The following is a 13,958-nucleotide window of genomic DNA, read 5'->3' as shown; positions in this document are numbered from 1 at the left end:
TAATGCCTTATGCGTGAATTTGGTTTTGATGCTAACGATAATGATGAGGATTTTGAGCAGCTCGTAACTGAAGAGTCTAAAAGTACGAGCGCTGCCACAAACGCTACGCGCAAAGGGCCTAGTTTAAAAGCTCGCGCTATTGATTTTTTATCACGGCGTGAGCATTCGCGTTTAGAATTACGGCGCAAATTACAACGTCATAGTGATGATCTAGATGAAATTGATGCATTACTGGATGAGTTGCAAAAAGAAAATTGGCAGTCTGAAGCGCGTTATGCCCAAAGTCTTATTAATAGACGTGCGTATAAGTTTGGTACGGCTCGCGTAGTTCAAGAGCTGCGCCAAAATGGTGTTGCAGATAGTCATATAGAAGCGGTGCGTGAGCAGTTACAAGAGTCTGAGTTTGAGCGTGCCTTAGAAGTGTGGGAGCGCAAATTTGGCTTTGTTCCTGAAGATCGTAAGGCCTACGCAAAGCAGCACCGCTTTATGGCGAGTCGTGGTTTTAGTCCTGATCAATTGCGGCGCATACTCGATCGTCTTAGTAACTCCTTCTAGCTTAAAACTACTTTTACGCAAAATAGTGAAAAGCAGGTTCTTCAAGCATTAACATGGCTTTTATTCATCAATAGATAATTAATTATGTCTCATGGCCATTGGTTTTATGGTGATTAGGGCATTTTTCACCTGGTCTCACATATTACGGACAGCACGCAGGAAAAATGCGGCGTATTGAGTCAGGTGCGTTATACTCGGATGCTTAGATTCTTTGGTTATGTGTTTTATATAAGAGTGGTTTTTATGACGGTATCTACAACGCCAGTAGCACGTAAACCGCTACATAAACGCTCAATTACTCTAGAAGTGTTTGAGCGCGAAGACGGGCTTTGGGATATAGAAGCGCAGCTAATAGACACGAAGGCTTACAGCTTCTCTCTCAAAAGAGGTGGCGAACACCCGGCAGGAAAACCCGTGCATAATATGTTGTTATGTATCACTCTTGATAGTACGTATACTATTATTGATGCAAAAGCACAGTATATGGCAGCGCCGTACATAACTTGTGATGCAATTGCCAGCAGTTATAAGCAGTTAATTGGTTTAAATTTACTTCGGAAATTTAGGTATGAGGTTCGAGCCCGTTTTGCGGGTAGTCATGGTTGTACGCATATGACTGAGCTTATTAATGTGTTGCCTACAGCAGCCATTCAGGGCATTGCCTCTAGAGTAAAACCTGCTAAGTCAGATTCTGAACCAACTACGCGCCCATTTCATATTGGGGGCTGTCATGCTATGCGTGCTGATGGTGAGGTGGTACGAGAGTATTATCCTCAGTGGTATGAAAACCCCAATGCAGCATCTTAATCAAAGTAAATATGAGTTTTATTAATTAGGCTGATTGAGATAATTAATAATTTTTTTATGTGTTCTTAGACTGACAGGTACTAAATGAAAATTCATGAATATCAGGGCAAAGCACTGTTAAGAAAGTACGGTGTCGCAGTGCCAGAAGGCTATCCTGCGTTTTCCGTCGATGAGGCAGTGGCAGCAGCTGAAAAGCTAGGTGGGCCCGTTTGGGTGGTGAAAGCGCAAATTCATGCCGGCGGTCGCGGTATGGGTGGCGGCGTAAAAGTCGCACGTTCTATGGATGAGGTAAAGCAATTTGCTACTGAAATTTTAGGTATGCAACTGATTACCCATCAAACCGATCCATCCGGTCAAAAGGTACGTCGTTTACTGATCGAAGACGGTGCAGACATTAAACAAGAGTTTTACCTAGGTATAGTCACTGACCGTGAATCACAGCGTGTGTGTGTGATGGCTTCTGCCGAAGGCGGTATGGAAATTGAAGAAGTGGCTGAAACTAATCCTGAGAAAATTCTTAAGGTATTTGTTGATCCAGCCAAAGGGCTTACAATCGAAGAAGCCACCGGTTTAGCGGCAGGCATTGGTATTCCTGAAAGTTCTCAAGCACAAGCCGCTGATCAAATTCAAAAGCTATATCAGGTGTATTGGGATACAGATGCCTCTTTAGCAGAAATTAACCCGCTTATTTTGACGGGGTCCGGCGATATCATGGCCATTGATGCCAAGTTTAACTTTGACACCAATGCTTTATTCCGTCAGCCAGAGCTCGTGGAATTTCGTGACCTAGATGAAGAAGATCCCGCTGAGGTTGAGGCCAGTAAACACGATCTCGCTTACATTCAACTAGATGGCAATATTGGTTGTTTAGTGAACGGGGCGGGCTTAGCGATGGCTACTATGGATACCATTAAATTATTTGGTGGTGAGCCAGCCAACTTCTTAGACGTAGGGGGTGGAGCTACCGCTGAAAAAGTCACGGAAGCCTTTAAAATCATGTTAGCAAACGATGATGTTAAAGCTATTTTAGTGAATATTTTTGGTGGTATTATGCGTTGTGACGTGATTGCCGAAGGGGTAGTTGCAGCGTGTAAGGCAGTAGATTTAGATGTGCCGCTAGTAGTACGCATGAAAGGCACGAACGAAGAAATCGGTAAGAAAATCTTAGCCGATTCAGGTTTGCCTATCATTAGCGCCGACACCATGGCTGAAGCGGCCACTAAAGTCGTTGCTGCCACTAAATAACCGGAAAGGATTTTTTTCATGTCAATTCTGATTAACAAAGACACCAAGGTTATTACCCAAGGTATCACTGGTAAAACAGGCCAATATCATACTCGTATGTGTCGTGAGTACGGCAATGGTATGGCTGCCTTTGTGGCAGGGGTAAACCCACGCCGCGCAGGCGAAGAGTTTGAGGGCGTACCTATTTACGCCACGGTTAAAGAGGCCAAAGAGGCTACAGGTGCCACTGTATCTGTAATTTATGTGCCCCCAGCAGGTGCTGCAGATGCCATTTGGGAAGCTGTAGAGGCAGATTTAGACCTCGTTATTTGCATTACTGAAGGTATCCCTGTGCGCGATATGCTTGAAGTGCGTAATCGCATGCGAGCTGAAAACAAAAAGACCTTATTGTTAGGCCCCAATTGCCCCGGATTAATTGTGCCTGATGAAATTAAAATCGGTATTATGCCTGCACATATTCACCGTAAAGGTCGCATTGGTATCGTAAGTCGTTCAGGGACTTTAACCTATGAAGCCGTAGCGCAAGTGACTGAGCTTGGTTTAGGCCAGTCTGCTGCTGTTGGTATTGGAGGGGATCCCATTAATGGTTTAAAGCACATTGATGTGCTCAAAATGTTTAATGATGACCCCAACACCGATGCGGTGATTATGATTGGTGAGATTGGTGGTCCTGATGAGGTGATTGCCGCTCGCTGGGCCAAAGACAACATGACTAAACCCATTGTAGGCTTTATTGCTGGTGTTACCGCTCCTGCGGGTAAACGTATGGGCCATGCTGGTGCGCTTATCTCTGGTGGTGATGACACCGCAGATGCCAAGCTTAAAGTGATGGAAGAGTGCGGTATTAAAACCACACGTGATCCGTCTGAAATGGGTAAGTTGCTTAAATCTGTTCTTGATAGTTAATCATTAATTATCAACAGTTAAGTTTTGCTCATAGACCCTGCTTATTAATAGCGGGGTCTTTTTTTAAAAAATTATGGAAAATACTAGGCAAGCATTAGATACCCGAGCCAGCAGTTTAATGGTGTTGATGTGTTTAATTATGGCTTTTGGTCAAATTACACTTAAATACACTGTGGCCGATATGAACCCTACACTACAAATAGCATTGCGTTCAGGGGGCGCGGCTTGTTTGATTGTCTTAATGGCTTTGTGGCAAAAGCAGCCTTTATTTATGCTTAAAGGCGGTTGGAAGCCCGGGATAGTCGTGGGTCTACTTTTTGCAGGTGAGTTTTTATTGGTAGGAGAGGCGTTACGTTATACTACCGCTTCTCACGTGGCTATTTTTTTATATACTGCCCCTATTTTTGCTGCAGTAGGTTTGCATTTGTTCATTCCTACTGAGCGCTTAAGTTTTATACAGTGGCTAGGTGTAATACTTGCCTTTGTGGGTATAGTTATTAGCCTTTTAGGGCGTGATGGTAGCGGAAATACCTTAAGTAGTCCTAACTTATTTCTGGGCGATCTTTTAGCCATAGGTGGTGGTTTGTTTTGGGGGGTTACTACCGTTGTGGTGCGTAGTACTCGTCTTAAAGAGGCGCGAGCTACTGAAACGCTGCTGTATCAGCTTATTGCCGCTTTTATTCTTTTAGGGCTGGCAGCACTACTTATGGGTCAAGCGACGATCACTTGGACTTTTGCCTTATCTGCAAGCCTATTTTATCAAGTGGTTATTTTATCTTACGGGGCTTTATTACTTTGGTTTTGGTTGTTGCGTAAGTACTTGGCGTCACGTTTAGGAATATTGTCTTTTATGACGCCTTTGTTTGGTGTGATTTTTGGTGTGCTATTGCTTGATGAGAAAATTGATCGAAATTTTATCATGGGTGCTGCTTGTGTGATTGCTGGAATCTTGTTGGTAAATAGAAAGTAGTCGTTGTTTGCAGTTTGCAAGGGTAGTCAAATTACGTTACCCTTTGCGTGGGTATTTGCTTGGCATGGGGTTAAGCAAATAGGTAACGCGTAGGTCGGGCCGCCTATGCATTTAATTTTGAGTTTTATTATGGGTAATAATACCTCACCTAACACCCTTCCTTTAGGTCATCGTATCAGCCAGTCCGTGTCGGACGCTATCTCCCGTTTAACGCATATAGAAGCCTTTGGTGGTGTCGTATTGATTTTAGCGGCCTTGATAGCGTTAATTTGGGCTAATTCACCGTATGCACAAGGTTATACCGATTTTTGGGGGCAAACCGTGGCCTTTCAAATTGGTGATTTTTCCATGTCAAATAGTCTGCATTTTTGGGTTAATGATGCGTTGATGACGGTGTTCTTTTTAGTGGTAGGGATGGAAATTAGGCGTGAGATTCATGAAGGCGCTCTTGCAAGCTTTCGTCAAGCTTCCTTGCCTTTAGTGGCTGCAGCCGGTGGCGTTTTAGTGCCAGCCTTAGTTTATTTGGCGTTAAACTCAACGCCTACGCTTAGTATGGGATGGGCTGTGCCTACAGCCACTGATATTGCCTTTGCTGTAGGTGTATTGGCATTATTAGGTAAATCCATTCCTTCTAATGTACGCGTATTGTTATTAGCCGTTGCTATTATTGATGATATTGTTGCTGTATTGATTATCGCCTTTTTCTATTCAGGCGGTTTGGATTACACAGGTTTATGGTATGTGTTACTTGGCGTTGTATTAGTTATCACTTGGCAACGTTTAGGTTTTGCTTCCGCTTATCTTTACATTATTCCTGGTGCCATTTTATGGTTTGGTGTGATGAAAATGGGTGCTCACCCCACATTAGCAGGGGTAGTGCTGGGTTTAATGACCCCTGTTTATGCTAGACCTATGCTTGAAAACCCCTTGGTGCAAGTGGAAAAAAACATGCACCAAATCCGTAAACAGAGTGAAAATCCAGATACGGACGAAGCGCTTTTGCTACAATCTATTGAGAATATACGTGAAGCTCAGCGAGAGATGTTACCCCCCGTAGCCCGAGTGCAAATGCAGCTACATCCGTGGGTATCTTTTATTGTGATGCCAGTATTTGCTTTAGCCAACGCAGGAGTGAGTTTCCAAGGCTTAGATGTTTCTAGTGGAGGTGCCCAAACTGTTATGCTGGGTGTCATACTCGCTTTGGTTGTGGGTAAACCTCTGGGTATTTTTGTACTGTGTCGTTTAGCGGTATTGCTTAATATTTGTCAGTTACCAGAAGGGGTCAGTTGGTCTGGGGTTTTCCTTATTGGCTTATTAGCTGGTATAGGCTTTACGATGTCTATTTTCATCGGCACCTTAGCATTTGCAGATCAAGAGTTACTCGGTGCTGCTAAATTAGGGGTATTAACCGCTTCATTGTCAGCAGCTCTTATGGGCTTGGCATGGGGAGTATTTTACCTGCGACGCTTGCGTGCTTAATTCATACGTGTGGAATATAAAATGGGTTTCTTTTATTTAGGTTATTATTTATGCTGTGGGTTGTAATCGCTATTGCTGCCATATCTGTTATTTTAATGGTGCGAGGCGGCGGCTGGTATTTCAAAGAAGACAACAGCATAGAATATGCTCCCACGAAACGTAAAGGGTTTTATTATATAGTCGTGGGAGCCAGCCTAATTATGAGTTTGGCCGCTTGGAATGAGTTTTATTATAAACGTTCCCAAACGTCTTTAGAGCGTGAAGAAAAGCGTTTAGCCGCCATTTGTACTGATGTGGTTAAAGCGTATAACCGCTCTAAAGAACCCATAGAAGCCACCATGACAGACATGAAGCTTGTACAGTTTCCATTTTTACCGCGGGCGGCTTCTAAAGCCATTGGTAATTGTCAGTTTTCTATTATTGCTACGGTAGATGCCACGTATAGAACGGGTGGCACCCATGAGAAAACGTACGAAGCCTTAGTGGAGTTTGATCCCACGCAGGAAAGCTGGCATTTGCGCGATATAAAGTGGTTGGATGACTAACTATCTGTTATAACAAATAATTATGGCTGGCTAATTACTATTGGTATTATTGGTTAAAATTATGACTCAACACACTATAGATCGCAGCGCAGGCAATTGGTTTAAAGCGGAAGAATGGGAGACACTCAGTGAAGGTTTACCCGTTTATAGAGGCTTTAGCCGTCCTTTAGCAGAAGGGAGTAATCATATAGATCCTCCCACAGATAGGCAGCCTAAAAATATTCCTATGGCCGCTCACCGTATTATTGATCAATGGTTTTTAGAACATTTTGGTTTTAATTTCCGTACACGAGCACTTTTTGGCAGTGGGAGCACTGAAAAAGCAAAAGCCCACGCCGAGGGCGGGGAAATAGGCTTAATTCGTCCGGCGGCGGACTTCATGTTTTGCTGGAGCCCACACAGTTATGATTTATTTGGTGAATACGCTCAGCTTGAGTCTGATGAGCAGCTCCCAGAGCTACTAGAGCGGTTGGAGTTCACTACAGAAAACTTAGGCCTAGCCATTCGGTCTGGGCATGAAATTATGCTGGCATCAGACGCTTTTATTGCTGAAAAAGTACGTTATATCTAAGTCATCAATACCAGGTTAAAGGGTTACAAACCGGTTAACCCTCTAAGATCGATTCATCTAAAAAGCCCCCACTTTGGTGTGACCAGAGTCGAGCGTATATACCCCCATGTTGCAATAATTCTTGATGGGTGCCTTCTTCTACAATACGTCCTTTATCTAAGATGATCAGTCTATCCATGGCCGCAATAGTGGATAAACGATGGGCAATAGCAATCACGGTTTTGCCTTCCATTAGTTTGTCTAAGCTGCTTTGTATAGCCGCTTCTACTTCGGAGTCTAAGGCACTGGTGGCTTCATCCAATAATAAAATAGGGGCGTCTTTGAGCATGACGCGAGCAATGGCCACCCGTTGACGTTGACCGCCTGAAAGTTTTACACCGCGCTCACCCACTTGAGCATCATAGCCAGTGTTACCGTGCATATCGGTCAAGTCACTGATGAAGTCCGTGGCTTTTGCGCGTTCAGCAGCCTTTAACATTTGCGCTTCAGTAGCTTCAGGGCGCCCATAAAGAATATTGTCACGCATAGAGCGGTGTAGTAGCGAGGTGTCTTGGGTCACCATACCTATGGCACTGCGTAGGCTATCTTGGGTGACATCTGCAATGTTTTGTCCATCAATAGATATGCTGCCACTTTGTGGCTCGTGAAAACGTAGTAACAAATTAACTAAGGTGGATTTACCCGCGCCTGATCGTCCAATTAAACCTATACGCTCTCCGGGTTGTATGGTTAGATCAAGGTGATCAATCACGGGTTGATCTGAGTCTTTATAGCCAAAATTAACCCCGTTAAAGATGATTTTACCTTGACGTATTTTTAAGGTGGTAGCGTTAGGGGCATCTAGACTTAGGCGCGGTTTACTTAAGGTGTTGATACCATCTTGTATGGTACCTATGTTTTCAAAAAGTCCCGTCATTTGCCACATGACCCACTGTGAATAGCCAGACAGACGCAAAGCCATGGCAATAATGGCGGCTACTACACCCGCACTGGCTTGGTTTTGGGACCATAAATAGAGCGCAGTGCCACTGGAGCCTAAGAGTAGTAGCGTAGCCATTAGGTGGTTTGTGATTTTAAAGAAGCTTACAAGACGCATTTGAGCGTAACCAGTGATCCTAAACGCATCCATGGCTTGTTTGGCATAATCTGCTTCCCGCTTAGTGTGGGCAAACAGTTTTACCGTGGCTATATTAGTGTAGGCATCAGTAATACGGCCCGTCATCATAGAACGGGCATCCGCTTGTTTTTGTCCAATTTTTCCTAAGCGCGGTACAAAATACCAGCAAGCCAATACATAGATCATAATCCACACCACAAAGGGGATCATTAGACGTAATTCAAAACTACCTGCCAAAATTAAAATGCTGATTAAATAAACACTAATTCCAACCAGCACATCTACCACCATAAACACCACTTCACGCACAGCTAGTGCGGTTTGCATGATTTTAGTGGTGATACGACCAGCAAACTCATCGGCGTAAAAAGACATGCTTTGATCTAACATGAGGCGATGATAAAGCCAGCGTAAACGCATAGGAAAGTTAATCGCTAGCACTTGATGCATCACCATGCTTTGTATGGCGACTAACACCACGCTAGATAGTAAAATTGCGCCTAAGCCCAACAAGGTGCCACGTTGATCTTGCCAGAAATCAGCAGGTGAAACTGCACTTAACCAATCAACCACTTGACTCATAAAGGCAAATAAAACGGCCTCATAAGCCGCCAGCGCGGCTGAAGCGAGTGTTAGGAGGGCAATCCAGCTCCGCGTTCCCGTTGTGCAAACCCACATAAAGGCAAAAAAACCAGTAGGTGGTGTTACCAAGTCTGTTTTGGGGTAAGGCGGTACACGTCGTTCAAAAAAAGCAAACACAACTAATCCTTTGTTTTTCAATCAAGAGCAGGGTACCATTCCCTAAAAACCAAAAAGCCCGTATATCATTACGGGCTTTCTTAAAATTATTCTACCCTATGGGCAGTATAGAGGACGATGTCTTGCTTAGGCAGAACAAGATAAACATTCATCAGGTACTACCACGCCACTTTTTGAATAAAAGTAATATTGACTTAAGACGTTTTCATCCGTAAAGGCCATGGTCATTAGCTCTGCAATCTGATCTTCAGAGCCTTCGTCTGCAACGAAGAAGTTAATAGACTGACCTTGGCAGGTGTGTTTTTGACGCTGTGAAGCATGACGCAAAATGACTTTTTGCTCTACCTCATACGCATTCATAAACACTTGCTTTTCTTCATCAGTGAGCCAGTCTACATGTTGTACGCTACCGATATTGTTAATAATATCGCGTATAGTAGCTTCATTATAGACGCCTTTTTCTTTCATTTTCTCATAGAAGACGGGCGGAATACGACGCAACTCACCTACAGCAGATGCCATATCAAAAATCATCCCCGCATCAGGTGACCATGACTCACTCACTCCACCCATTAATAAGGCGGTGGATTTTGTGGGTGCATAGGCTGTGCGGTGTGTATTACGTACGCCATAGCCTTTACACCATTCGGGCTCACCAAATTTTTCAGCTAACCATTTGGAGGCACGTAAAGATTCTTCTGAGATGTGTTTTGCCATTTCATTAGATAAAAATTGCGCCTCTAAGCTGCCATAAGGAATGCCTTTAGACTGCAAATAGGTATGAAAACCCATGGCACCTAAACCTATAGCTCTGCCTTTAATCGTAAAGTCGCGTACTTTTTCTAAGCCAGGCATACCCTCACTGTTACGAATAAAATCTTCACATAAGCAGTCTAGGAATACCGTAGCAATAAAAACGGAGTCTGAGTTTTTTATCTGCTCCCAATTAACTAAGTTCATGGAGGCTAAGATGCACGAATAGGTATAGTCTTCAGAACTATGCAGCATGATTTCTGTACATAGATTTGTGGCCTTGATATCTAAGCCTAAGTCTTTGTACATCTGGGGGCGCTGTCTGTTAGCCTTATCAATAAAGAAAAAGTAGCCTTTACCAGTAACTAGCTTGACATATAAAGCACGCGTAAATTTACGACTGGCTTCGGGGTCACCATTTTTTAGGGCTTCAATAAAACTATCACGTACGGTCCAACCAAAGTTTTTACCGTCAGGATCTCGCATAAGCAGATCAACGGCTTCATCCCAGTCAGGGTGCTCTATATCTAAATAACCCGCAACGGCACCACGTCTATTGCCGCCTTGGCTAATTTTAGAAGCGCAAGTAAAGTAATCTTCCATGACGGGGACGGGACCACTTGCTTCACCGCCCGCTGTAATTGGAGCACCACGAGGACGGATGGAGCTGAAGTCAGCACTTGTACCGAAACCATTTTTAGATAGTAGCGCCATCTCTTTTAAACCATCATAAAAAGAGACCACACTATCGCCCACAAATTGCCCTGAGCAAGACACGTTCATGCCGCGGTTAGTGCCCGTATTGGAAAGCGCGGGAGTAGCGGGCGATAAAATGCCATTCCAGAGTTCATTAAAAAAGAGCTCTTCCCATTTTTCTTCTTCCCCTACCATATATTGCGCTAAAGTTTTAGCAATAGTACGGTGACGCCCTAATACAGCCGGCTCATCTTGGTATTGGTAGTTTTCTTTAAAAAGCTGCCAGCCTTGCGTGATGTACCAAGGGGGGAGGTGGCCAATTTCTTGTAAATGTTTACGTTCAGCACTGAGTTGTTCAAACATCTGTACTTTATCTTCCGCAATACCGGACTCTCTATACGGCGACATGCTCTACCTCTGGTCTAAATGTGAGTTTATAACGATCCCAGTTACGACGGTATTGGATTTGAGTGCCGGCAAAAAAATCAGGCACCTTTACGGTGTTAAGTTGGTCGTAAAACCAGCCTGAAATTAGACCTGGCTCTTGGTTAAACATAGCAGGCATATCTAGACGTTCAAGTACAATATCAACGCGATCTCGTACAAACTCTAGAAGCTCTTCTTTGGTAGTAACACGGTTGCCCGGTATCTCAAACATGAGATCAATGATGCGAGCTTCATGTTGGTAGAGCGTTTCTGCCATCTTCCAAATGGCTTCGCGTAGTGCTTTATCTTGTGCTTCGTTGTGAAAGCCCATGGCTGCGCGCTCTTGTTTGCATTCTTTGTGTAAAAAGCTGGAAGCAATAGAGTGAAAGTTTTCATCTTTGGCTGAGGCATCTATACCCGACACAAAATGCGGAATAAGGTTAAAGCCGCGGCTATTAAAGCCTTTGAAAAAACCAAAAGCAGAATACAGTACCACTCCTTCAAGTAAAGCTAGAGCAGCTGTGACCTCTAGAGGGCAATCGCTTTCAGCGTAACTGTCTATGAAGTCAATACGTTCAGCCAAAATAGAATCCCGCTTCCATTGTGTATAGAATTCATCAGTGGAATTACCCATTACCTTGTTACCTAAGTCATAAAAAGGCGCGTGTACGTGTAGTTCTACATCTGTGAATTTGGCACACATACGAGCAATTTCAGGGCGAGGAAACATTTTGGGGATTTTGCCACCCCAAAGGTTTTCACCACCTAACATCAGCTCATATTGGGTGAGTATGGATTGTGCTGTTAAGACCCCATGAAGTTCAGCTTCATTTAGATTGATTTTGAAATCCTGCTCATCTTCTTCTACGCCAAGTTCTTCAGCGGTCCAGTAAATGTCTTGCTGACCAATGGCCATTTCGGTGGCCCAGGGGTATCTGGCAACGTACGAATCCGTAGGGGTTTCTATTTGACTTTTGTAGATCATAAAATCCTAGTCCTTGGTTATAGGCTATGCAGAATGCGGTGGTGTGCTTGTCTCGTTGCTAACTAGCGCAGACAATAGCAAGGCATCCTAAACAGAGCACTAGGCTCAAAATTTAGCCGGTAATTTTTTAGGGAAAGGTATAGGTGCTGTTTTTTGTACAGTACGCTTTGGTTTTTTGTGTTCAGTGCCACCATGTAGATGGTTAGGGTGTTAAACCACAACATTTGGTGTTTTTATTTATTGTAGTACGTATAGGTTGTGGTTTGCAACTGAAGAGCACAAATATAATATATGACGTTTTTTCGCAAATGCTTGTGCTTGAGCAGCTATATTTAGCCTAAAGCATCATAAGCGATTCGTGGTGTAATAGCAAAACGTTGTGGTGTATATGTCTAAAAAAATTAAGGAATTCTATGAGCAAATATCGTTTTATGACCGCGGCTATTGTGATGAGTGGTTTGCTGGGCGCGTGTGCTACGCAAAAAGATATTTTGCCCACTCAGGAGAATGTGGATTTAGCAAAATATGCGGGGGTTTGGTATGAGCAGGCATTATTGCCTAATCGTTTTCAAAAAAAATGTGTTTCTGATGTGAGTGCGGAATACTTGCCACTAGATAGCACCCGTTTGCAAGTGGTAAATCAATGCAGAAAGGCCGATGGTAGTTTGAGTGTGGCTAAAGGTGTGGCTAGGCTTAATGGTTCTATGAAGCCAGCGAATCCTGCTGTGTTACAAGTGCGTTTTGCGCCCGCTTGGCTTAGTTGGTTGCCTATGGTGTGGGGTAACTATTGGATTATAAAAACAGTGGGCGAGTATGAGTATTCTTTGGTAGGGAGTCCAGACCGTAACTATTTATGGGTGCTTTCTAGAGAGAAGCAAGCCGATAGGACGGTGGTAGAAGAATTGCTAAAGTATGCTGATAGCTTAGGTTTTGCAGTTGATAAGGTGAAATATACCGCGCAGAACCCCTAATAAACACAAATTGGAAAAAATAAACCCAAGTAAATACAGGTTACTATAGTGTCTTTAATTGAAAAAAGATTGGCTTAAGAAAAAGGGAAAAAGAGTTATGTTTGAGCTGTTAAGAGTAAAGAAGGTGTTGTTAAGCTTCTCTTTAATAGCAGTCAGTGCTGTGTCATGGGCGCAAGATGAGATTACAGTGGCTTTAGCACGCAGCACAATTACGGCAGCAGAGGAAACATTCACTATCGCCGTGCCTAAGCAGCTGGGTTACTTTGATGAGGAAGGTATTCGGGTTTCTATTATTACTACTAATGGCTCTACGGCAGCCTTACAAGCGGTAGCAAGTGGGAGCGCTGATATTGCTTATACGTCTTCTGCAAATATTGCTGTAGCCATAGAGAAAGGTATGCCCATAAAGGCATTTGCAGGAATTACGGTGCAATGGCCTTATTTTATAGGAGTTCCTGCCGGTTCTGATATTGCATCCATAAACGACTTAAAAGGAAAGCGTATTGGGGTTATTAGTATGGCATCAGCGTCGTATGCAGATTTAAAAGCAAATTTAAACATTGCGGGCTTAAGTGAGCAAGATGTCACTATTATTCCTGTGGGTGCCGGTGTGCGAGCTGCTGCAGCTTTAAGTAGCAACCGGATTGATGCAGTGGATAGTTATTCCGATTCTTTTACCGTGATGCAGCAAAATGGGGTGCACTTAGAGTTATTAGAGCGTCCAGAGGAAATGGCAAATTTGTTTAGTGTGACTATGGTGACCAGTCAGAAGATGCTGGATAATGCTCCAGAGTTATTAACTAAATTTGTTCGTAGTGCTTATAAGGGTATTATTTACACGCAGCTTTATCCAGAAAACGCCTTAGCACTTAGCTTCAAAGAGTTTAGGGATTTGCCGGGTAGTGAGAATCCTCAAGGGAAAGAAGCGCAAAATACCTTGGAGGCTATGCAGGTGGCCTTAGCAGATTCCACCCCTAGTGATGAGGATGATCCTCATAAATGGGGGCAGTGGTTAAATATTAGTCCAAATCGTTGGCAGTCATTATTAGATTTTTCCTATGAAACCGGACAGATTGAAAGTAGAATGACGCCAGATCAGGTTTGGGATGGTAGGTTAATGGACGCCATTTACTCATTTGATATTGCGGATATTGAGATGCATTAATCGGCTTA

Annotated in this window: 13 protein-coding genes; 10 read left to right on the top strand and 3 right to left on the bottom strand. The window is 43.5% G+C overall.

Annotated features, from left to right (window positions below):
* Positions 1–9 precede the first annotated feature (9 nt).
* From recX to AC2UZJ_RS09680, 8 genes are all read left to right on the top strand, one after another.
* Positions 10–555 carry a recombination regulator RecX gene (gene recX, locus AC2UZJ_RS09715; RefSeq protein ID WP_486949951.1) on the top strand — a complete coding sequence of 182 codons (546 nt, stop codon included), beginning with the start codon at positions 10–12 and terminating at the stop codon, positions 553–555.
* 243 nt (positions 556–798) lie between these two features.
* Complete coding sequence (locus AC2UZJ_RS09710; protein WP_486949950.1) at positions 799–1,362, top strand: DUF2889 domain-containing protein; 564 nt, start codon at positions 799–801, stop codon at positions 1,360–1,362.
* An 84-nt stretch (positions 1,363–1,446) separates the two neighbouring features.
* Entirely contained in the window at positions 1,447–2,607 is a 1,161-nt protein-coding gene (sucC, locus tag AC2UZJ_RS09705; protein ID WP_486949949.1) for an ADP-forming succinate--CoA ligase subunit beta, read from the top strand.
* Between the two features lie 18 nt (positions 2,608–2,625).
* Complete coding sequence (gene sucD / locus AC2UZJ_RS09700; RefSeq protein WP_486949948.1) at positions 2,626–3,513, top strand: succinate--CoA ligase subunit alpha; 888 nt, start codon at positions 2,626–2,628, stop codon at positions 3,511–3,513.
* A 73-nt stretch (positions 3,514–3,586) separates the two neighbouring features.
* Positions 3,587–4,483 (top strand): DMT family transporter, encoded by an 897-nt coding sequence (locus tag AC2UZJ_RS09695; protein ID WP_486949947.1) that lies wholly within the window; start codon positions 3,587–3,589, stop codon positions 4,481–4,483.
* Positions 4,484–4,588: 105 nt separating this feature from the next.
* Positions 4,589–5,962, top strand: coding sequence for a Na+/H+ antiporter NhaA (gene nhaA, locus AC2UZJ_RS09690; protein WP_486949946.1), 1,374 nt, complete (start codon positions 4,589–4,591; stop codon positions 5,960–5,962).
* Between the two features lie 50 nt (positions 5,963–6,012).
* On the top strand, positions 6,013–6,507 hold the full coding sequence (locus tag AC2UZJ_RS09685; RefSeq protein ID WP_486949945.1) for a hypothetical protein: 495 nt from the start codon (positions 6,013–6,015) through the stop codon (positions 6,505–6,507).
* A gap of 61 nt (positions 6,508–6,568) precedes the next feature.
* Positions 6,569–7,078: a hypothetical protein gene (locus tag AC2UZJ_RS09680; protein WP_486949944.1), complete on the top strand. Its 510-nt coding sequence runs from the start codon at positions 6,569–6,571 to the stop codon at positions 7,076–7,078.
* 34 nt (positions 7,079–7,112) lie between these two features.
* Here AC2UZJ_RS09680 and AC2UZJ_RS09675 read toward each other — a convergent pair whose 3' ends face one another.
* The 3 genes from AC2UZJ_RS09675 to AC2UZJ_RS09665 form a co-directional block, all read right to left on the bottom strand.
* A complete protein-coding gene (locus AC2UZJ_RS09675) occupies positions 7,113–8,954 on the bottom strand; it encodes an ABC transporter ATP-binding protein (RefSeq protein WP_486949943.1) in 1,842 nt (613 codons plus the stop codon).
* 126 nt (positions 8,955–9,080) lie between these two features.
* A complete protein-coding gene (locus tag AC2UZJ_RS09670) occupies positions 9,081–10,811 on the bottom strand; it encodes a ribonucleotide reductase N-terminal alpha domain-containing protein (RefSeq protein ID WP_486949942.1) in 1,731 nt (576 codons plus the stop codon).
* On the bottom strand, positions 10,798–11,814 hold the full coding sequence (locus AC2UZJ_RS09665; protein ID WP_486949941.1) for a ribonucleotide-diphosphate reductase subunit beta: 1,017 nt from the start codon (positions 11,812–11,814) through the stop codon (positions 10,798–10,800). Before AC2UZJ_RS09665 ends, AC2UZJ_RS09670 begins: the two co-directional genes overlap by 14 nt.
* 413 nt (positions 11,815–12,227) lie before the next feature.
* Between AC2UZJ_RS09665 and AC2UZJ_RS09660 the strand changes: the two genes are divergently transcribed.
* Both AC2UZJ_RS09660 and AC2UZJ_RS09655 read left to right on the top strand, forming a co-directional pair.
* Positions 12,228–12,785 carry a lipocalin family protein gene (locus AC2UZJ_RS09660; RefSeq protein ID WP_486949940.1) on the top strand — a complete coding sequence of 186 codons (558 nt, stop codon included), beginning with the start codon at positions 12,228–12,230 and terminating at the stop codon, positions 12,783–12,785.
* A 97-nt stretch (positions 12,786–12,882) separates the two neighbouring features.
* Positions 12,883–13,950, top strand: a complete 1,068-nt coding sequence (locus AC2UZJ_RS09655; RefSeq protein WP_486949939.1) for an ABC transporter substrate-binding protein — start codon at positions 12,883–12,885, stop codon at positions 13,948–13,950.
* Positions 13,951–13,958: the final 8 nt, after the last annotated feature.

This window comes from Paenalcaligenes sp. DL 309, assembly GCF_057475285.1.
The sequence above is the reverse complement of the archived record's forward strand: the minus strand, read 5'-3'. Positions and strand labels throughout refer to the sequence as shown.

Excerpts from the sequence above, each read along its gene's own strand:
- recX (WP_486949951.1), top strand. The coding sequence starts at position 10 with ATGCGTGAATTTGGTTTTGATGCTAACGATAATGATGAGGATTTTGAG.
- AC2UZJ_RS09710 (WP_486949950.1), top strand. The coding sequence starts at position 799 with ATGACGGTATCTACAACGCCAGTAGCACGTAAACCGCTACATAAACGC.
- sucC (WP_486949949.1), top strand. The coding sequence starts at position 1,447 with ATGAAAATTCATGAATATCAGGGCAAAGCACTGTTAAGAAAGTACGGT.
- sucD (WP_486949948.1), top strand. The coding sequence starts at position 2,626 with ATGTCAATTCTGATTAACAAAGACACCAAGGTTATTACCCAAGGTATC.
- AC2UZJ_RS09695 (WP_486949947.1), top strand. The coding sequence starts at position 3,587 with ATGGAAAATACTAGGCAAGCATTAGATACCCGAGCCAGCAGTTTAATG.
- nhaA (WP_486949946.1), top strand. The coding sequence starts at position 4,589 with ATGCATTTAATTTTGAGTTTTATTATGGGTAATAATACCTCACCTAAC.
- AC2UZJ_RS09685 (WP_486949945.1), top strand. The coding sequence starts at position 6,013 with ATGCTGTGGGTTGTAATCGCTATTGCTGCCATATCTGTTATTTTAATG.
- AC2UZJ_RS09680 (WP_486949944.1), top strand. The coding sequence starts at position 6,569 with ATGACTCAACACACTATAGATCGCAGCGCAGGCAATTGGTTTAAAGCG.
- AC2UZJ_RS09670 (WP_486949942.1), bottom strand. The coding sequence starts at position 10,811 with ATGTCGCCGTATAGAGAGTCCGGTATTGCGGAAGATAAAGTACAGATG.
- AC2UZJ_RS09665 (WP_486949941.1), bottom strand. The coding sequence starts at position 11,814 with ATGATCTACAAAAGTCAAATAGAAACCCCTACGGATTCGTACGTTGCC.
- AC2UZJ_RS09660 (WP_486949940.1), top strand. The coding sequence starts at position 12,228 with ATGAGCAAATATCGTTTTATGACCGCGGCTATTGTGATGAGTGGTTTG.
- AC2UZJ_RS09655 (WP_486949939.1), top strand. The coding sequence starts at position 12,883 with ATGTTTGAGCTGTTAAGAGTAAAGAAGGTGTTGTTAAGCTTCTCTTTA.